This window comes from Daejeonella sp., assembly GCF_044348475.1.
GTDB lineage: Bacteria > Bacteroidota > Bacteroidia > Sphingobacteriales > Sphingobacteriaceae > Daejeonella.
In genome coordinates this window covers 1-20,740 of sequence record NZ_JBIKSU010000025.1, presented here as the reverse complement: position 1 = coordinate 20,740, position 20,740 = coordinate 1, and the positions used below count along the sequence as shown (strand labels likewise).

The 20,740-nt window shown below is 38.1% G+C and carries 18 protein-coding genes and 1 tRNA gene; 7 read left to right on the top strand and 12 right to left on the bottom strand.

Translation table 11 applies throughout. The features are described from left to right. Positions 1-9: 9 nt before the first annotated feature. From leuB to atpD, 12 genes are all read right to left on the bottom strand, one after another. Positions 10-1,068, bottom strand: coding sequence for a 3-isopropylmalate dehydrogenase (leuB, locus tag ACIQZ6_RS07350; RefSeq protein WP_395809673.1), 1,059 nt, complete (start codon positions 1,066-1,068; stop codon positions 10-12). Positions 1,069-1,313: 245 nt separating this feature from the next. Beyond that, positions 1,314-2,831, bottom strand: a complete 1,518-nt coding sequence (locus ACIQZ6_RS07345) for an alpha-isopropylmalate synthase regulatory domain-containing protein (protein WP_395809671.1) — start codon at positions 2,829-2,831, stop codon at positions 1,314-1,316. A 16-nt stretch (positions 2,832-2,847) separates the two neighbouring features. Next, the gene (leuD, locus tag ACIQZ6_RS07340) at positions 2,848-3,444 is read right to left on the bottom strand and encodes a 3-isopropylmalate dehydratase small subunit (RefSeq protein WP_395809669.1); all 597 of its coding nucleotides are present in this window, start codon (positions 3,442-3,444) and stop codon (positions 2,848-2,850) included. Positions 3,445-3,476: 32 nt separating this feature from the next. After that, complete coding sequence (leuC, locus tag ACIQZ6_RS07335; RefSeq protein WP_395809667.1) at positions 3,477-4,871, bottom strand: 3-isopropylmalate dehydratase large subunit; 1,395 nt, start codon at positions 4,869-4,871, stop codon at positions 3,477-3,479. A gap of 121 nt (positions 4,872-4,992) precedes the next feature. After that, the gene (locus tag ACIQZ6_RS07330; RefSeq protein WP_395809665.1) at positions 4,993-6,501 is read right to left on the bottom strand and encodes a 2-isopropylmalate synthase; all 1,509 of its coding nucleotides are present in this window, start codon (positions 6,499-6,501) and stop codon (positions 4,993-4,995) included. An 84-nt stretch (positions 6,502-6,585) separates the two neighbouring features. Further along, on the bottom strand, positions 6,586-7,584 hold the full coding sequence (locus ACIQZ6_RS07325; RefSeq protein ID WP_395809664.1) for an aconitase family protein: 999 nt from the start codon (positions 7,582-7,584) through the stop codon (positions 6,586-6,588). Between the two features lie 132 nt (positions 7,585-7,716). After that, positions 7,717-8,772: a ketol-acid reductoisomerase gene (gene ilvC, locus ACIQZ6_RS07320; RefSeq protein ID WP_395809662.1), complete on the bottom strand. Its 1,056-nt coding sequence runs from the start codon at positions 8,770-8,772 to the stop codon at positions 7,717-7,719. 69 nt (positions 8,773-8,841) lie between these two features. After that, positions 8,842-9,462, bottom strand: coding sequence for an acetolactate synthase small subunit (gene ilvN, locus ACIQZ6_RS07315; protein ID WP_395809660.1), 621 nt, complete (start codon positions 9,460-9,462; stop codon positions 8,842-8,844). 32 nt (positions 9,463-9,494) lie between these two features. Beyond that, positions 9,495-11,231, bottom strand: a complete 1,737-nt coding sequence (ilvB, locus tag ACIQZ6_RS07310) for a biosynthetic-type acetolactate synthase large subunit (RefSeq protein WP_395809658.1) — start codon at positions 11,229-11,231, stop codon at positions 9,495-9,497. 62 nt (positions 11,232-11,293) lie between these two features. Continuing rightward, positions 11,294-12,973 carry a dihydroxy-acid dehydratase gene (ilvD, locus tag ACIQZ6_RS07305; RefSeq protein WP_395809656.1) on the bottom strand — a complete coding sequence of 560 codons (1,680 nt, stop codon included), beginning with the start codon at positions 12,971-12,973 and terminating at the stop codon, positions 11,294-11,296. Positions 12,974-13,550: 577 nt separating this feature from the next. Beyond that, positions 13,551-13,802 (bottom strand): ATP synthase F1 subunit epsilon, encoded by a 252-nt coding sequence (atpC, locus tag ACIQZ6_RS07300; RefSeq protein WP_395809654.1) that lies wholly within the window; start codon positions 13,800-13,802, stop codon positions 13,551-13,553. 80 nt (positions 13,803-13,882) lie between these two features. After that, positions 13,883-15,388, bottom strand: coding sequence for a F0F1 ATP synthase subunit beta (atpD, locus tag ACIQZ6_RS07295; RefSeq protein WP_395809652.1), 1,506 nt, complete (start codon positions 15,386-15,388; stop codon positions 13,883-13,885). Between the two features lie 359 nt (positions 15,389-15,747). Between atpD and ACIQZ6_RS07290 the strand changes: the two genes are divergently transcribed. The 7 genes from ACIQZ6_RS07290 to ACIQZ6_RS07260 form a co-directional block, all read left to right on the top strand. Further along, complete coding sequence (locus tag ACIQZ6_RS07290) at positions 15,748-16,656, top strand: SDR family oxidoreductase (RefSeq protein ID WP_395809650.1); 909 nt, start codon at positions 15,748-15,750, stop codon at positions 16,654-16,656. Between the two features lie 89 nt (positions 16,657-16,745). Beyond that, positions 16,746-17,207 (top strand): redoxin domain-containing protein, encoded by a 462-nt coding sequence (locus ACIQZ6_RS07285; RefSeq protein WP_395809648.1) that lies wholly within the window; start codon positions 16,746-16,748, stop codon positions 17,205-17,207. A gap of 101 nt (positions 17,208-17,308) precedes the next feature. After that, positions 17,309-17,382: transfer RNA gene (locus ACIQZ6_RS07280), tRNA-Arg, on the top strand. 108 nt (positions 17,383-17,490) lie between these two features. Beyond that, complete coding sequence (locus tag ACIQZ6_RS07275; protein ID WP_395809646.1) at positions 17,491-18,063, top strand: adenylate kinase; 573 nt, start codon at positions 17,491-17,493, stop codon at positions 18,061-18,063. Between the two features lie 80 nt (positions 18,064-18,143). Then, positions 18,144-19,160: a GTPase ObgE gene (gene obgE / locus ACIQZ6_RS07270; RefSeq protein WP_395809644.1), complete on the top strand. Its 1,017-nt coding sequence runs from the start codon at positions 18,144-18,146 to the stop codon at positions 19,158-19,160. A 219-nt stretch (positions 19,161-19,379) separates the two neighbouring features. Continuing rightward, positions 19,380-20,390 carry a type I glyceraldehyde-3-phosphate dehydrogenase gene (gene gap, locus ACIQZ6_RS07265; RefSeq protein WP_395809642.1) on the top strand — a complete coding sequence of 337 codons (1,011 nt, stop codon included), beginning with the start codon at positions 19,380-19,382 and terminating at the stop codon, positions 20,388-20,390. Beyond that, on the top strand, positions 20,387-20,740 hold a 354-nt coding region (locus ACIQZ6_RS07260; RefSeq protein ID WP_395809640.1), incomplete at its 3' end, for a GNAT family N-acetyltransferase. The genes gap and ACIQZ6_RS07260, both read left to right, overlap by 4 nt.

Below are 20,740 nucleotides of genomic sequence, written 5' to 3'. Positions count from 1 at the left end.
CTTAATGATTTAAATATTTTTTGCCAGCCAATCACCCACTTCAGTGGTTTTATAAGCTTTGTTCTTTCCGGCAATATCTTCTGTAACAATACCTTCAGCTAAAGATTTGTTTACCACTACTCGAATCAGTTCAGCTTCTTCTTTTAATCCAAAAGCATCTTCAAACATCATAGCTGCCGAAAGCACAGTTGCCAAAGGATTAGCAATATCTTTACCTGCAGCTTGAGGGTAAGAACCGTGTATTGGCTCAAATAATGAGGTGTGAAGGCCGATTGATGCAGAAGGCATTAATCCCATTGATCCTGAAATAACGGAGGCCTCATCAGTTAAGATATCTCCAAACAGATTTTCAGTAATCATTACATCGTAGGTGCTTGGCCATTGAACAAGTCGCATCGCTACAGCATCTACAAATTCGTAACTAACGGTTACTTCAGGATAATCTTTTTCCATGTCTTGGACTGTTTCACGCCATAAACGTGAGCTTTCAAGAACATTGGCTTTATCTACACAGCAAAGTCTTTTACTTCTGTTCATTGCCATCTCGAAACCCAATTTTGCTAAACGGGTGATTTCATCGCGTGTATAGGTACAGGTATCGAAAGCAGTATTTCCATTATCTTTTCTTCCGCGTTCACCAAAATAAATACCTCCTGTCAATTCACGTAAGATGATCAAATCAGTTCCTTCAATACGTTCTCTTTTTAATGGAGAGTTATCTATCAAAGAAGGAAAAGTAAAAGTAGGGCGAACATTTGCGAATAATCCCAGTTTTTTACGCATTTTCAATAGACCCTGCTCCGGACGAACAGGTGCTTTTGGATCATTATCGTATTTAGGATCCCCAATAGCTCCAAACAGAATTGCATCAGCTGCCATACAAACTTCATGTGTTGAGTCGGGATAGGGCTCGCCGCAGGCATCTATGGCACAGGCCCCTGTTAATGCAGATGTCCAATTAATTTCATGACTAAATTTTGCAGCAATGGCATTACATACTTTAACAGCCTGATCAATTACTTCAGGACCAATTCCATCTCCTGCTAAAAGGGCGATATTTAATTTCATTTTTTTATAAGTTATCTGTTATCAGTTATCTGTTATCTGTTATAGGCCATCTAGAATTCTTTTTAAAAAGATGTTATTCTTTAAATTTGGTTGTTTTTGGTTAAATTCTTAATGAAATTTTATAGTTTACTCCTATTTTTTTCCTTACTCTTTGCTCCTTACTCCTTGATCCTTTTTCAATATTTTAAATCTGTTTTCAGTAGTCGTTTGTCTGATAACTGACAACAGCTAACTGACAACTATTTTTAAATAATATTAAGCATCTTCTGTGTCGATTTTATCGCACAAACAGTTTGATCTGAATCCAGACCTCTAGTTATAAATTTCTTATTTTGTGTTTCCCAAGTTATTATTGTTTCGCATAGTGCATCCGAATTACTTCCTGGTGCAATTCTAACCGCATAATCAATCAATTTTGGCAGCGATAACTGCTTTTTAGCATATACTTTAGAAAGTGCTTTCATAAAAGCATCAAACTGTCCGTCGCCTTGCGCATTTTCTTCAAAAAGTTCACCGTCAATTCTAACTGATATTGTTGCAGAAGGTCTTAATCCTTTTGAATGAGTTAATACATATGACTCGATTATAACCTTATCAATAGTTGACGTGCTATTCAATACATCAGAAATGATATAGGGCAAATCTTCTCTGGTTACAGTTTCTTTCATATCACCTAGCTCAATAACACGCTGGGTTACCTTTTTTAAATCCTCGCCACTGAGTTTAAGCCCTAGTTCCTGAAGGTTTTTCTCAATATTAGCCTTTCCTGATGTTTTGCCAAGGGCATAGGTGCGTTTTCTGCCAAATCTCTCGGGGAGTAAATCATTGAAATACAAATTGTTTTTACTATCCCCATCGGCATGAATGCCTGCTGTTTGAGTGAATACATTCTCTCCAACAATTGGCTTGTTAGATGGAATTCGGATTCCAGAAAAAGTTTCAACTAATTTGCTGACCGTATAGATGGCTTCTTCGTTTATATTGATCTCTACTTCAGGCAAAAAGTCGTTGATGGTAGCTACCGCGCTTGCAATAGAGGCATTTCCTGCTCTTTCGCCCATACCATTTACCGTTAAATGCAATCCGTCGGCACCTGCTCTGATTGCTTCTAGAATGTTTGCATTTGCCAAGTCATAGTCATTATGAGCATGAAAATCAAAATGTATGCTTGGATAGCGTAATTTTATCTCAGAAATGTACTTATAAGTTTCATGAGGAGTCAATACCCCAAGGGTATCAGGCAACAAAATTCTTTTTATAGGTTGTGTAGATAGAAAATCAAGATATTGATACACATATTCCGGCGAATTACGCATGCCATTACTCCAATCTTCAAGGTATACATTGCTTGAAATGCCATGGCTTTGCGCTAATTGGATGACATCCTTAATTTCTGCAAAATGTTGTTCAGGTGTTTTTTTAAGCTGGTGTTTCAGATGGTTCAAAGAACCTTTAGTTAATAAATTCTGAACCTTAACTCCAGCATTAGCCATCCATTCAACAGATACTCCATGATCAACAAATGAAAGCACTTCTATTCTGTTTGTATAGCCATGTAGGTTGGCCCAGTCCATAATAGTTTTAACAGATGCATACTCTCCTTCCGAAACCCTTGCCGAAGCAATCTCAACCCTGTCAACTTTGAGTTCTTCAATCAGCAGTTGAGTGATTGTTAGTTTTTCTGATATAGAAAAGGACACTCCAGATGTTTGTTCACCATCGCGGAGTGTAGTATCCATTATTTCTATTTTCCTTTTTCCCATTTAGATATTCTTAATATTATAAAGGAAGTTTTGAAGCAAATGCTTCTATTTCAGTTTTAATGTTTTGCAGGTAATCTATATCATCAAAGCCATTGACCATATTGTCTTTTTTGTATGAGCTTATGTCAAATGTTTCTTTTTCACCGGTGGATAGTATACAGATGCGCTGTTCCGGAAGATTAACTTCAATCTCAGTTTTAGGATCGGCTTCAATTGCACGAAAGATTTTTTCGGCAAAATCTGCACTTACCTGAACCGGTAAAACTCCAATATTCAGACAATTATTTTTAAAGATATCGGCAAAAAAACTTGATACTATACATCTGAAACCATAGTCATATACTGCCCATGCTGCATGCTCTCTTGATGATCCAGAACCAAAATTCTTGCCACCCACAAGAATTTTGCCACTATACAAAGGGTTATTGAGCACGAAATCTGATTTAGGAGTATGGTCTGGATTATACCTCCAATCGCGAAATAGATTATCCCCAAATCCTACACGTTCAGTAGCTTTTAAAAAGCGTGCTGGTATAATCTGATCAGTATCAACATTCTCAATTGCAAGAGGAACTGCGGTACTTTTTAATATATTGAATTTATCGTAAGCCATTTTATTTTCTTTTTGCGAATGTTCGCTAGTTATTAAATAAGAGTTCTTGGATCAGTAACAACACCGGTAATAGCTGCAGCTGCTGCAACCAGCGGACTAGCAAGCATCGTTCTTGAGCCTGGACCCTGACGGCCTTCAAAGTTTCTGTTTGACGTACTTACAGCATATTTTCCGGCCGGTATCTTATCGTCATTCATGGCAAGGCATGCTGAGCAACCAGGCTGACGCAAAGTAAATCCGGCTTCATTTAAAATATCGAGCAATCCTTCCTCTTTAATCTGAGCTTCAACAATATGAGATCCTGGCACAAGCCATGCCGTAACATGGTCTGCTTTTTTCTTGCCTTTCACGATAGATGTGAAAGCTCTAAAATCTTCAATACGACCATTGGTACAGCTTCCAATGAATACATAATCTACGGTCTTACCCATCATTGATTCTCCTTCATTGAATCCCATGTAATTCAGTGATTTAGCATAAGATGCGGCTCCGCCTTCTACATCATTCGCATTTGGAATAGAATTTGAAATTCCCATGCCCATTCCCGGATTGGTTCCGTAAGTGATCATAGGTTCAATAGAAGCACCATCATAAGAGTATTCAATGTCGAAAATGGCATCTGAATCTGATTTTAATGATTGGTAATAAGTAAGTGCTTTATCCCAAGCTTCGCCTTTTGGACTGAATTCACGGCCCTTTACATAATTAAAGGTTGTTTCATCTGGTGCAATCATTCCACCTCTTGCACCCATTTCTATACTCAGGTTACAAACGGTCATACGGCCTTCCATCGTCATATTTTCAAAAACTTCGCCGGCATATTCCACAAAATATCCGGTTGCTCCTGAAGTAGAAAGCTGAGATATGATAAATAAGGCAACATCTTTAGGCGTGACTCCTTTCCCTAGTTTCCCATTGATATTTATCCTCATTTTCTTTGGCTTCTCTTGCATGATACATTGAGTAGCAAGTACCATTTCAACTTCAGATGTTCCAATACCAAAAGCGATGGCACCAAAAGCGCCATGGGTTGATGTATGTGAATCACCACAAACAATTGTAGCACCTGGTTGTGTAATGCCGTATTCTGGTCCAACAACATGAACGATGCCATTTTTTTGATGTCCTAATCCCCAGTAACTGATACCATATTCATTAGAATTTGATTCTAAAGCCTTCAACTGGTTCGCAGAAAGAGGATCCTGAACAGGTAAATGCTGGTTAATGGTTGGTGTATTATGATCAGCTGTTGCGAAAGTACGCTTTGGGTATAAAACTTTTATACCTCTGCTTTTAAGTCCGAGGAATGCTACAGGGCTTGTAACCTCGTGTATGAGGTGTCTATCTATAAATAATACGTCAGGCCCGCCTTCAATCTTACGAACTACGTGAGTATCCCACACCTTATCAAACAATGTTTTGCTCATATTTTTTTTTTTAATATTTAATACTTAGGAATAGATTTTATTCAATTTTTCTAATATCAATCCAATAACCTAAAACCTATAACTTATTACTTATAACCTATTACTTATAACTTGTTTTTTACTAAACAAACTTATTCAGCGCATCCACATAGGCATTTGCCGATGCTCTGACGATATCAGTACTAAATCCATAACCTACATAAGATTTACCATCATGAGTTACTCGCATATCTACTTTGCTGACATCATCGCTGCCACTATGAATTGCATGAATATTAAACTCTTTGATATTGAAGCTTTGACCAATGATCTTTTCAATTGCTTTGATCGTTGCATCTACCGGTCCATTTCCGGTTGCAGTTGCTTGGTTATCTTTTCCTTTGTAGTTTAAAACTATTGTGGCCATTGGGCTTGCCTGATCACCACATGCTACCTTCAAACTTTTAATTGCAAGACCATTTTTATAATTATTTTCAGACTCATGTCCCATCAGGAACAGGATATCATCGTCTTTGATCTCTTTTTTGCCATCTGCCAGGGTAAGAAATCGTTCGTAAACCTGATCCAGGTCAATGCGCTCAATAGTATAGCCCAGACGTTCCAGATGATGGTTTAATGCATGACGGCCACTTCTGGCAGTTAATATGATTTCTGACTGGTCAATGCCAACATCTTCTGGATTAATGATCTCATAGGTTTCTCTATGTTTTAATACACCATCCTGATGAATTCCTGAACTATGAGCAAATGCATTTTTGCCTACGATTGCCTTATTGGGTTGAACGGGCATACGCATCATTCGGCTAACCATCCCACTTAACTCGTATAAATGCTTACTGTTCACTTTGTGAGTAAAGTTGAGGCTGTGATGAGTTTTAAGGATCATTACAATTTCTTCCAATGCGGTATTACCTGCACGCTCTCCTATACCATTGATAGTACATTCTACCTGGCGTGCGCCATTTTGAATACCAGCAATGCTGTTGGCAGTAGCCAAGCCCAAGTCATTATGGCAATGCACCGAAATAATTGCTTGATCGATATTTTTAACATTTTCTTTCAGAAAGCGAATCTTTTCGCCGTATTGTTCTGGCAGGCAATAACCGTTGGTATCGGGAATATTAACTACCGTAGCACCTGCTGCGATAACAGCTTCAACCATTTTTGCCAGAAATTCATTATCTGCTCTACCTGCATCTTCGGCATAGAACTCAATATCTTCTACAAAACTCTTGGCATATTTTACCGAATCAACCGCACGTTCAAGTATTGCTTCACGGGTACTGTTGAACTTGTATTTTATATGATTATCGGATGCTCCTATTCCAGTATGTATGCGTGGCCTTTTTGCAAATTTTAATGCTTCTGCAGCACAATCAATGTCACCTTTATTAGCTCGTGTTAATGCACAGATTACAGGTTCGCGCACTGCTTTTGATAGCTCAAGTACACTTTGAAAATCACCAGGGCTTGAAATAGGAAATCCAGCTTCAATAACATCAACACCCAGATTTTCAAGTGCCTTGCCAATTTCGATTTTCTCTACTGTTGATAGCTGACATCCGGGTACCTGTTCTCCATCCCTTAGGGTGGTGTCAAAAATATAGATGCGGCTTGGGTCGTGTAACATATTTTTTATTTTAAATAAAGCTTGTTTGCTTTATTGTGATCCGAAACAGTATACTGCTTTGGACCCTTTTCTCTTAATTTGAATTCAACTTTCATTCAAGAGTTTATAATGCTTTGAATTTTCAAATTCTTCAATATTTTCAAGTCTGCTTAACAGGTAATCTGTATCGTTGTATCCTGATAAAATGGCAGAAGTGTCGAGTGCAATCTTATCTGCACTCTGAGTAGTTGATTGTATAAGTTTTGATAAGCCGATACCAAAGTTGCCATGACCAATATCTTCTGCGTCGAATTCAAGAACCTCATCAAATACCGCACTGTCATCTGAGAACAGTTCACCTTGATATGCAATATCTTGATTAACAGATTCCATTATTGTGCTGTTTTTTTGGATATAAGCAAAGGTTTTTTCATCTGGGGCTATAAGCCCTCCAATAGCACCAATTGCTTTACTCATTTTACAAATTGTCATTCGGCCCTCAATTTCTAAATTGAGAATGGTATCGCCGGCATACTCAATAAAATGACCCTTAGCCACATCTGCAGCAATCTCTGACAATAGGTAATGGTTAATATCCTTTGCTTCAAGACCTTTAGCCAATTTGCCATTAACCTCTATTTTCATTCGTTTCGGTTTATGGATCAGCATGCATTGAGTAGCAAGTACTTGTTCTACATGTAATTCACTTATTTCAATAGCAATTGACCCTAATGCACCCAAAATATTCGACAATTGTTTATCACATACAATTGTTTGTCCTGGATAACTAACGTATGGGCATAACTGGTTTAAACGAAGCTGTTCTATTTTGTTTAAGCCGAAATCATTGCAGTTCCTATTGAGCATGTCAAGCTGAAAGCGTGCCAGTTCGCTTAGAGGAATGTGCTGGGATTCTTTTTCAGTAATTACACTTGTTTGCTTGGGTCTGTAAACAGGAATATGGCGTTTGCGTAAGCCTTCAAAAGCAGCCAGACTTGTTATTTTATTGATTAAGTGTGTATCAATATATAAGGTGTCCGGAAAACCCGCATTACTGCCCACCAGGTGCTCATTCCATATCTTATCAAACACTGTTTGTGCCATAGTTTGTAGGGTATAAGTTGTAAGTTTTAAGTTTCAGCAATATGGCTTCTACTTATAACCTACAACTTATTACTTATCACTTATCACTTATCACTTATAACTTATCACTTATTACTTATCACTTATTACTTATCACTTCTCCGGTTGATTCTCAGGGCGTAAACTTCTTACCGCCTGGCCCGCTTGCCAGATTTCGCTGTCATGAAGAGTTTTTAATTCGGCTTCAAGTTTTACGCGGTAATCAGGCTGGCTGTTCAATTTAATAGTACGCTCAGCTTCTTTTCCTGATGCCACACTCTCGTATAATTCATCAAAAACTGGCTGGGTTGCATCACGGAAGCGACCTTTCCAATCAAGTGCTCCACGTTGTGCAGTTGTTGAACAATTAGCATACATCCAATCCATCCCATTCTCTGCAACCAAAGGCATTAAACTTTGAGTGAGTTCTTCAACAGTTTCGTTGAAAGCTTCAGAAGGCGAGTGGCCATTTCTGCGCAGTGTATTGTACTGTGCTTCGAAAATACCGGCGATAGCGCCCATTAATGTACCACGCTCACCGGTTAGATCTGAGTATACTTCTTTACGGAAATCCGTTTCGAATAAGTATCCTGAACCAACGCCAATACCTAGTGCGATAGCGCGTGTTCTACCATTGCCCGTTGCATCTTGATGTATTGCAAAAGAAGAGTTAAGGCCTTTGCCTGCTAAGAAAAGACGGCGTAATGAAGTACCTGATCCTTTTGGTGCAACTAATATTACATCTACATCTGCTGGGGGTATAATTCCTGTTTGTTCTTTGTATGTAATACCAAATCCGTGTGAAAAGTAAAGTGCTTTTCCGGGAGTAAGGTATTTTTTGATTGTTGGCCAAAGTGCAATCTGACCTGCGTCTGATAACAGATATTGAATGATTGTACCTTTTTCAGCAGCTTCTTCAATTTCAAACAGAGTTACTCCAGGTACCCAGCCATCAGCGATAGCTTTATCCCATGTTTTGGAGTCTTTACGCTGACCGATAATTACGTTGATGCCGTTGTCGCGCAGGTTTAATGCTTGTCCCGGACCTTGAACCCCATAGCCAATTATTGCTACGGTTTCATTCTTTAAAACTTCACGAGCTTTGTCTAAGGGGAATTCTTCGCGGGTTACTACCTCTTCTACAACCCCGCCGAAATTGATCTTTGCCATATTGTTTTGTTTTTACTTTTTGTTTTTATTTAATGTTATTTATTTAAATCGTTTTATTTTCAGATTGACCTACATCGTAAAGATCTTCTGTCCGTTATTAAGATATTCATTCTCAGCTACTTCATCGCCAGGTTCTGCTTTTTCAAATTCACGTAATTTGCGGTTAAAGCCATCACTATCTTTGATGATGGCCACCCGTGCACTGCGAACAAATTCGATCAGGCCAAAAGGTTGTAGAATTTTGATCAACGCATCTGTTTCTTCACGGTGCCCTGTAGTTTCAAAAACAGTATAATCTTTACGGATCACAACTGCACGCGCACCGTTTTCACGAAGTAAACGCTCTACACTTGCTTTTTCTGCAATAATATCTGTTGGAACCTTATAAAGGGCAAGTTCCTGCCAGATCACATCTTCATTTGTATTGAAATAAACTTTCAATACTTCAACCTGTTTTTCAATTTGTCTGGATAGCTTTCTTACCACGTCTTCAGTTTCCTGAACCACAATATTAAAACGGTGGATACTTTCTATCTCAGATGGTGAAGTATTCAGACTATGAATATTTATTTTGCGTCTGGTGAAAATAATCGCGATCCTATTCAGGAGACCGATCTGATTCTCGGTATATACAGTTATATTGTATTCCTGTTTTCCTGACGGTTTTTCTGTATCGTTCTGATTGCTCATCTTGTTTTTTTCGTAGTTCTGTTGAATAGTTATTATTTCAATCTGATCTCACTCACACTGCATCCTTGCGGCACCATTGGAAATACATTGTTTTCTTTAGTTACCATCACTTCCAATAAGAAGGAACCTTTATTGTTTAGCATTTCAAGCAGTGCAGTAGTCACATCTTCCCGTTCAGAAATGCTTCTACCTTTAATTTTATACGCAGCGGCTACTGCAACAAAGTCAGGGCTTGCAATATCAACGAATGAATAACGATGATCATTAAACATCTCTTGCCATTGCCTCACCATACCTAAAAATCTATTATTTAAAATCAGAATCTTCACATCAATGCCACTTTGCATGATTGTTCCAAGTTCCTGAAGGGTCATTTGAAATCCTCCATCACCTATAATAGCTACCACTGTACGGTTTGGGGCGCCAAATTTAGCACCAATTGCTGCAGGAAGGGCAAATCCCATAGTCCCTAGCCCACCGCTAGTAATATTGCTTCTGGTGTTATTTAACTTGGCATACCTACAGGCCACCATCTGGTGCTGACCAACATCAGTAACAATTACAGCTTCTCCTTTTGTAAGTATATTCAACTGGTGAATAACTTCTCCCATGGTAAGTTCTCCGCTTGTAGGATGTAGTTCATTATGAATTACTGCTTCAATCTCATTTTTGTCGAAATCTCTAAATTTTTGTAGCCATTCCTTATGTTCTTTTTGCTTAATAAGTTCTGTTAAAGCAGGAATAGTTTCTTTGCAATCACCCCAAACTGGAACCGTTGTTTGAACATTTTTATCTATTTCAGATGGGTCAATATCCAGATGAATGACTTTTGCTTGTTTAGCATATTTATCCAGACGTCCAGTTACACGGTCATCGAATCTCATGCCTATGGCTATCAGTACATCACATTCGTTGGTAAGAACGTTGGGGCCATAATTTCCATGCATTCCTAGCATACCTACATTCAGCGGATGGTCTGTAGGGATGGCTCCGGCACCAAGTATGGTCCATGCTGATGGGATTCCGCTTTTTTCAACAAAAGTCTTGAATTCTTGTTCAGCTTCTCCAAGTATAACCCCCTGGCCCCAAATAACAAATGGTTTTTTTGCCTGATTGATTAATTCTGCGGCTTGAGTGATATATTCCTTTCTGATCAAAGGTTTTGGACGATAGCTGCGAATATGATTACAAGGAGTATACCCACTGTAATCAAATTTCTGTATCTGTGCATTTTTGGTGATATCAATTAACACTGGCCCTGGTCTGCCGCTTCTTGCGATGTAAAAAGCTTTGCTGATTATTTCTGGAATTTCGGTTGCATCAGTGATCTGGTAGTTCCACTTAGTAACTGGGGTTGTGATATTGATTACATCTGTTTCTTGAAAAGCATCAGTACCTAATAAGTGTGCAAATACTTGCCCGGTAATACATACCAGAGGAGTACTGTCAATCATTGCATCGGCAAGACCGGTAACAAGATTGGTTGCACCTGGACCACTGGTTGCAAATACAACACCTACTTTTCCTGATGTTCTTGCAAAACCTTGTCCGGCATGGATACCGCCTTGCTCATGTCTAACAAGAATATGGTTTAATTTTTCTTTGTAGTCGTATAATGCATCATAGATGGGCATGATTGCTCCACCGGGATATCCGAATATAACATCAGTACCCTCTGTGATCAATGCTTCGAGTAGAGCTACAGAACCTGAAACTTCAATGGTTTCTATTCCTGCTGGGTTGCTCAATTCTTGCTGCTCAGTTTCCATAATATTCTCTTTTATTGTGATTTAAGCTGATCTTTAAATCAATCATTCGATCGTTGAGTTATTTATTCTTCGTCAGTAACGCAGCCTTCGGATGCGCTCTTTACCTGTTTAAAATATTTAAATAGAACTCCATTCTTAACAGGTGGAGCTGGCTGGTTCCATAATTTTCTTCTGTTCTCTATCTCTTGATCAGAGATCATGACATTAATGGAATTTTTAGTAGCACTGATTTCAATGGTATCACCATCTTTTACGAGTCCGATGTTTCCGCCTTCAAATGCTTCAGGAGTGATATGCCCAACAACAAAGCCATGAGTACCGCCAGAGAATCGGCCGTCTGTGATCAGTGCAACTGATGCTCCCAACCCTGCACCAAAGATGGCAGAAGTTGGTTTCAACATCTCTGGCATTCCCGGAGCCCCTTTTGGTCCTACGTTCCTGATCACGACCACATCACCTGCTTTTACTTTGCCGCTACTAATACCATGGATCAGTTCAAATTCACCCTCAAAAACCCTTGCCGGACCGATGAAAGATTCACCTTCTTTACCACTGATCTTGGCTACTGAACCCATTGGAGCAAGGTTACCGTAGAGCATTTGTAAATGCCCTGTTTTCTTTACCGGGTTTTCATAGGGTAGGATAACATCCTGTGTATTGAAATCAAGGTCAGCTGCATTGGCTACATTCTCGGCAAGAGTTTTTCCTGTAACGGTCATGCAATCGCCATGGATCAATCCTTTTTGCAATAGATACTTTAATACAGAGGGCATACCGCCAATTGTATGAACATCTTCCATCATGTACTTTCCGCTAGGCTTAAGATCTGCTATGACAGAAGTTTCATCACTAATTTTTTGGAAATCAGACAGCTCTAGTTTTATACCTACTGATTTTGCCATTGCAATTAAATGCAGAACAGCATTTGTAGAACCCCCTAAAACCATCACCGTTACAATTGCATTGTGAAATGCTTTTTTGGTCATGATATCACTAGGTTTGATATCCTTTTCAAGCAGGATTCTGATATATTTTCCTGCTTCCAGGCATTCTTGTCTTTTCTCGGTACTTAAAGCAGGATAGGATGAGCTATAAGGTAAACTCATGCCCATTGCTTCAATCGCAGATGCCATTGTATTGGCTGTATACATGCCTCCGCAAGCTCCAGCACCCGGGCAAGCATTTTGAATAATTCCCTGAAAATCTTCTTCTTCTAGATTGCCTGCCAATTTCTGACCTAAAGCTTCGAATGCCGAAACAATATTTAAGGATTGACCTTTGTAATGACCTGAATGAATACTCCCGCCGTATACCATGATTGCAGGGCGATTTAAGCGACCCATTGCCATGATTGCTCCGGGCATATTTTTATCACAACCGGGCAAAGCTATTAAACCATCATAATAATGGCCTCCGCAAACAGTTTCAATTGAATCGGCAATCAGATCCCTTGAAACCAAAGAATAACGCATACCTTCAGTACCATTTGTGATGCCATCACTGATTCCAATAGTATGGAACATAAGGCCTACAAGGTCATTATCCCATACTCCTTTTTTCACATCTTTTGCAAGATCATTCAGGTGCATGTTACAGGTATTTCCATCATAACCCATACTAACAATTCCTACTTGCGCTTTTGCAAGATCTTCGGTAGTTAGTCCTATTCCATATAACATGGCCTGTGATGCAGGTTGTGTAGGGTCTTGGGTTAATATTTTGCTGTATTTGTTTAGTGCCATTTAGTCTGTTATAAATCGTAATTTATTGCCTTTTTATGATGATAAATGCATTATTCCTAGTTCAATTATTAGTGTTAAAAAAAGCCTTTCTTTTAGAGGAAGGCGTTCAATTTTTATTGAGTTTTTAAATTTTATACCTTGATGTTAGGAAATAGCAGAGTAATAAATAGTACATTATTATCAGGAATTAACCCTTGATTAAGCAGTTTTTTGGATGTAAAATTCAATCTGCTGATCATTATTTAAATCTTTAACATTTCCTTATTTATATAAATCTCAATTTAAGTGCTTATGATTTAAGTATCAATAGCAAGTGGAATTATTTTAAAAAAGAATAAAATATTGAAATAATTAAAAATTCAATATTTAATATGCTATATGACTAAATTTTATTAATTATATATTGTATATATAGACCAAAATGGTTTTCGGTTTTCGGTTCAGAAAATATGCTATTTCAATATTTAGGAGTATTTCTGCCTAAAATTGGATTTTGAATTGGAAAGATGATTTTACTTATAAACAAAAAAGCCCTTCTGATCTAGCGATCAAAAGGGCTTTCAATGATGTTTAATGATTAGGAATCTTGGATTCCTTCGGCAAGTACCATAATTGAATTATTTAAAACTTCAATTACTCCTCCTTTGATATGAATGGTTTCATCAGAGGTGTTGTCTTTACGGATAATCACCTTGCCATCTTCCAATGTTGAAATGATAGGGGCATGGTCTTTCAGTACTTCAAAAGATCCCATCGTACCAGGTACGGTTACTGATCTTATCTCTCCTTCGTAAACCTTTTTATCAGGTGTTAATATTTCTAATTTCATATTTTTTAGATATGAGATATATGATATGAGATATGAGATGTGAGACTGTCTCAAATCTATTGTCTCACATCTAATATCTCCTATGAGTTTGACTCAGCTAATATTTTTTTACCTTTTTCAATAGCATCTTCAATAGTTCCAACCAGATTGAAAGCAGCTTCAGGATATTCATCCACTTCTCCATCCATAATCATGTTAAAACCTTTGATGGTATCTTTAATATCAACCAATACTCCTTTTAGTCCGGTGAATTGTTCAGCAACAAAGAAAGGCTGTGAAAGGAAACGCTGAACACGACGAGCGCGACCTACTACCAACTTGTCTTCTTCTGATAATTCGTCCATACCCAGGATAGCGATGATATCTTGTAATTCTTTGTAACGCTGTAAAATTTCTTTTACGCGCTGGGCTGTACCATAGTGCTCATCGCCAAGTGTGGCTGCATTCAGGATTCGTGAAGTTGAATCTAAAGGATCTACAGCAGGATAAATTCCAAGCTCAGCAATTTTACGTGATAATACAGTTGTAGCATCAAGGTGAGCAAATGTTGTTGCCGGCGCTGGGTCAGTCAAATCATCTGCAGGAACGTATACAGCCTGAACTGATGTAATTGAACCTCTTTTTGTAGAAGTGATTCTTTCCTGCATCAATCCCATTTCAGTTGCCAGTGTTGGCTGGTAACCTACCGCAGAAGGCATACGACCTAATAGAGCCGAAACCTCAGAACCTGCCTGCGTGAAACGGAATATATTATCAACGAAGAATAAGATATCTTTTCCTTGGCCTTCACCATCTCCATCACGGAAATATTCAGCAACTGTTAATCCTGAAAGAGCAACACGTGCACGTGCACCAGGAGGCTCATTCATTTGTCCGAAAACCAAAGTTGCTTTTGAATCTTTTAATGCTTCTTTATCAACTGAGGTTAGATCCCATCCACCTTCTTCCATTGAATGCTTAAATGCATCGCCGTAGTTAATAACGCCTGATTCGATAAACTCACGTAAAAGGTCATTCCCTTCACGTGTGCGTTCTCCAACTCCGGCAAAAACTGATAAACCTGCATATGCTTTTGCAATGTTATTTACCAATTCCATGATCAATACAGTTTTACCTACACCTGCACCACCAAATAATCCAATTTTACCGCCCTTTGCGTAAGGTTCAAGAAGATCAATTACTTTAATACCAGTAAAAAGTACTTCAGTTTCTGTACTTAACTCATCAAACTTTGGAGGTGTATTGTGGATTGGGTAACCATCAGAATTATCCATGGTATCAATTCCATCAATAGCCTGTCCAACAACATTGAACAAACGACCTTTGATTTTATCTCCAACCGGCATTTTTATAGCAGATCCGGTATCTACTACCTTCATTCCACGAACAAGTCCGTCTGTTGAATCCATCGCGATAGCGCGAACACGGTCTTCACCAAGGTGTTGCTGAACTTCAAGAATTATCTTTTGTCCGTTGTCTTTTACGATCTCTAATGCATCATAAATTTTTGGCAAGTGTGCATTTTCAGTGAAGCTTACGTCTACTACAGGTCCGATGATCTGTGCAATTTTTCCGGAGTTTGGCATATAAATTTTGTAAAACTTTATTAAATCAACAATTTAAGCCCATTTTAAGAGGCATTTTTTGGTCTGCAAAAATACTCTTTATCCCCGTAAATCAAATACTTAATAAAAGTTTTTTAATCAATATTCCAGATATATTTTTCAACCGTTGAAAGAATGCGTTTTTTTAGGTGAATGGAAGTTGTTTTTGGATAGAATAAGTAATTCCCACTGAATTAGTATTGAAAACGCAGTAAAGCTATGTTGGTTGATCTTGCATTTAGAAAATGATATTTCTAGGATTTGTACTTTATTCTGATCAATCGGTTCATTAAATTCATATAAAATTACATTCTTAACCTAAAATCTGTTTTATTTGGAAGATGAAAAAAATTATTGTTACTGGTAGCAACGGGCTGCTCGGACAAAAAGTAACGGATCTTTCTATACAAGACCCCGAAATTGAGTTGATTGCTACTTCTGTAGGGCCAAACAGACATAATTTAAAAGATGGATATAGGTATGAGGAGCTAGATGTTCTTGATTTGGATCGTTTAAATGAACTAGTTGCCAAGTATCTGCCAGATTCAATAATTCATACAGCTGCAATGACTAATGTGGATGCATGCGAAGCAGAAAGAGCCAAATGCTATGCACTTAATGTTCAGTCAGTAAAAAATCTTGTTGAGGTTTGTCAAAGGATGGATATTCAATTGATTCATTTGTCAACAGATTTTATTTTTGACGGTGAAGATGGGCCATATACTGAAGAAGCAGAGCCTAATCCTTTAAGTTATTATGGTGAAACGAAGCTTGAGTCTGAGCTAATTTTGAAAAGTTCTTCTTGCCGCTGGGCTATTTTAAGAACCATTATTGTTTATGGTATTGTAAATGATATGAGCCGAAGTAATATTGTTTTATGGGCAAAAGGGGCATTAGAAAAAGGTGAGCCAATCAATGTTGTAAATGACCAGTGGAGAATGCCAACTTTGGCAGAAGACCTTGCTAAATGCTGCCTGCTTGCAGTAAAGAAGAATGCTTCAGGAGTTTTTAATGTTTCTGGCAAGGATTTGATGAGTATTTTGGAGATTGTTGAACGAGTAGCTGATCATTACGGACTAAACAAATCATTGATCAAAGCCATAACTGCAGAAAGTTTAAATCAGGCAGCGAAAAGACCAAAAAAGACCGGATTTATTCTTGATAAAGCAATACTAGAATTAGGTTATTCACCTCATTCATTTGAAGAAGGAATGGCATTTATGGATAAACAACTTAAATCCATATCTTGATTTCTAAATTATGTCCTTAAATTGTAAGGATATACTATTGATTATATGTTGATTCAGTAAAAATATTACCTTAGAAAAAAATAAATTTTATGACATTATCAAAAGGACAACAAGCACCAAATTTCACTTTATTCAGTTCTGAATTAAAGGAAATTTCATTAAAAGATTTTGCAGGCAAAAAAGTTGTAATTCATTTCTTTCCAATGGCCTTCACAGGAGTATGCACCACACAGTTATGCACTATGCGTGATACTTTTGGATATTATGATGGCTTAGGAGCCGAGGTTTTGGCAATTTCTGTTGACTCTCCATTTACTCTGGCTAAATTTAAAGAAGATAATAATTACCAGTTTCTGCTTTTGTCGGATTTTAACAAAGAAACATCTCAAGCATATGGAGCATTTTATGATGAGTTTGTGTTTAATTTGAAAGGCGTTGCTAAAAGAGCTGCATTTGTATTAGATGAAAATCACCAGGTTGTTTATGCAGAGGTTTTGGAATCGGCAGGCGATCTTCCTGATTTTAATGCGATTCGCGAAGCACTTAACTAATTCAGAGCTCATTGAGTCTTGATTTTTAGGGGATTGCGAGAATTTTCAAAAAAACTATGTTAGTTTAAAAAGAAAGCATATTTTTGCAGTCCGTTAAAAAGGCACCTGTAGCTTAATTGGATAGAGCACCTGACTACGGATCAGGAGGTTAGGGGTTCGACTCCCTTCAGGTGCACATGCTAAAAGCCTTTTCCTACATGTTGCGGAAAGGCTTTTAATTTTTTAGTAAACCATTCTGTCATCAATCTATTGTATTGACCCAACAGGATTAATTAGAAATCGAATGCTGAACTTAGTACTGTTTGGCCCTCCGGGAGCTGGTAAAGGAACACAATCCGAAAAGTTGATTAATAAGTTTAATCTTATTCATCTATCTACCGGTGATATTCTTAGGTCTGAAATTTCAATGGGAACTGAACTTGGTCTTGAAGCTAAAAAGCTTATGGACGAGGGTTTATTGGTACCTGATGAAGTGGTGATTGGTATGATCAGTAATAAACTGGATTCCAATAAAGAAGCAAATGGTTTTATTTTTGACGGCTTTCCTCGTACTGTAGCTCAGGCCGAGGCATTAGATAGTTTATTGATTTCTAAATCTTCAACTATTTCGGGTATGATTGCCCTAGTTGTTAATGATGATGAGTTAGAAAAACGTTTATTGAACAGAGGAAAAGCTTCCGGTCGTCCAGATGATGCAAATCCAGAGGTGATTCGTAAGCGAATTGTTGAATATAATTCTAAAACAGCTCCTGTAGCAAATTACTATAAAGACCAGAGTAAATTCACAAGCATTAACGGAATAGGCACAGTTGATGAAATATTCTTGTCAATTTGCACTGTTGTTGATACCTTTTAATTGCTGGATAATTCAGCAATTTTATCTTTTTGAGATCAAGTAGGTTCCTGCCCGGAATTTGTTCTCTGTAAAATTAAATTATGTCTCAGAGCTCAAATTTTGTTGATTACGTTAAAATATGTTGTCGTTCAGGTCATGGCGGAGCAGGGTCTTCTCATCTGCATCGTGATATTCTAACCTCAAAAGGAGGCCCCGATGGAGGTGATGGTGGACGTGGAGGGCACATTATAATAAAAGGTAGCAGTCAGCTCTGGACATTATTGCACCTGAAATACCGAAAACATATAATTGCCGAGAATGGATTTCCTGGATCTAGCGGACAGAAATCTGGCAGGACAGGAATTGATGAAATACTTGAAGTTCCTTTGGGAACTATTGCTCGAAATGCTGAAACTGGTGAGATTGTATTTGAGATCACCAAAGATGGAGAAACCAAAATTCTGACACCTGGGGGTCGAGGCGGACTTGGAAACTGGCATTTTAAAACGTCAACCAAGCAAACGCCAAGGTATTCGCAACCTGGAGAGCCGGGAAAAGAGGAATGGATGGTTCTGGAATTAAAGATCCTTGCCGATGTTGGTTTGGTAGGATTCCCGAATGCTGGTAAATCAACGCTTCTGTCGGTTGTTTCTGCAGCAAAGCCAGAAATTGCCGACTATGCATTCACTACCCTGGTGCCAAATTTGGGAATCGTTTCCTATCGTGATAATCGATCTTTTGTAATGGCTGATATTCCAGGGATTATTGAAGGCGCTTCAAAAGGCAAAGGTCTTGGAATTCGATTCTTAAGACATATTGAACGCAATTCGGTGCTATTATTTTTGGTTCCGGCTGATACAAATCGCAGTATCATAGAGGAATATGGAATTTTGCTGAATGAACTGGAACAATATAATCCAGAACTAATGCAAAAACCCAGAATATTAGCGGTTAGTAAATCTGATATGCTTGATGATGAGCTTATGGATGAAATGAAAAGAGAATTACCAGCTATCCCAACTATCTTTATTTCATCAGTTGCGCAAAAAGGATTAGTTGAGCTTAAGGATATGCTTTGGAAGGTAATTAATGACCATATTGCTCCAGTAGAAAATTGATTTTCAATTTTTATTCACTGATTACTGTTTGTTAAATAGCTGTTTTGTAAGTTCTTAAACACTATTTGGGAACATCTGCTTAATTTTCATTCAATTTTAGCCAATATTCAACAGCTTAGCAGTTCTTAATAAGAAATTTAAAATTATTCATTCCTATAATTCTTTTTAGAGCATCTTTTTCATTCAATTGAATAACTTTGGGCTATTATCGAGTTGAACATGAAAATAGCTATTAATGGTTTTGGTCGCATCGGGAGAATTACTCTGAGATCGCTGCTCAATAAAGCAGGCATTGAGGTATTGGCCATTAATGACCTTTCTGATACTAGAACCCTTGCCCATTTGTTTAAATATGATTCCGTGCATGGCGGTTTTAACGGAACAGTAACAGCAAATGGTACCCATTTGATAGTTAATGGGAAGCCAATTCATGTGTTTGCAGAAAAAGATCCTTCCTTACTACCCTGGCGTGAACTGGGTATAGACTTGGTGATTGAATCAACCGGTAAATTTACAAGTATTCAAAAGGCCAGTCTGCATTTACAGGCCGGGGCTAAACAGGTACTCATTTCAGCGCCTTCGCCTGATAAAGATGTACCAACAGTTGTACTTGGCGTGAATGATCATCTGGTAGATCTTCTTTCTCCTGTACTTTCAAATGCATCTTGTACAACCAACAATGTTGCACCTATGGTTAAGGTGCTTGATGATAATTGGGGGATTGTTGATGGATATATTACTACAGTACATTCAATGACTGGAGATCAAAATCTTCATGATGCTCCTCATAAGGATCTTCGGCGTGCAAGAGCAGCTTCTGCATCAATTATACCTACAACTACTGGTGCTGCAAAAGCGATAACAACCATATTTCCTCATTTAGATGGGAAGTTGGGTGGTGCAGGAATTCGCGTTCCGGTACTGAATGGTTCATTAACAGATTTTACCTGTACCTTGAAAACTCGTCCAAGTACGGAATCAATCAACCTTGCTTTTAAAATAGCTTCTGAAGGTTATCTAAATGGTATTTTGGAATACACAGCTGATCCAATTGTGTCAGTAGATGTAATTGATAACTCACATTCCTGCGTTTTTGATTCTGAATTGACCTCTGTTGTGGGCGAGCTGGTTAAAGTAGTTGGATGGTACGATAACGAGTCTGGCTATTCAAACCGCATTGCCGATCTAGTTGTAAAAATCGCCCTTCTAAGGAAAGATGCCATAACATGATCAAATTTATAAGTACAGAAGATACACTTACCGTAAGAAGTCTCGTTTTACGGGAAGGTTTAGATTCAGAATTATGCCGTTTTGAAGGCGATGATGATGAATTTTCTTTTCATTTGGGTTATTTTAAAGACGGCATTCTGGTTTGTGTTGCTAGTTTCCATCAACAGGGCAGAGAAAGTTTTAATGGTAAGGGTTATCAGCTAAGAGGTATGGCAACTCTTCCTGCTTATCAGGGTACTGGGATTGGGAATCAGCTGGTCAATTTCTCAATCGTTTATCTTCGCGGACAAAAAGCAAATTACCTATGGTGTAATGCTCGTAAGGTTGCTTTTCGATTTTATACTGGGTTG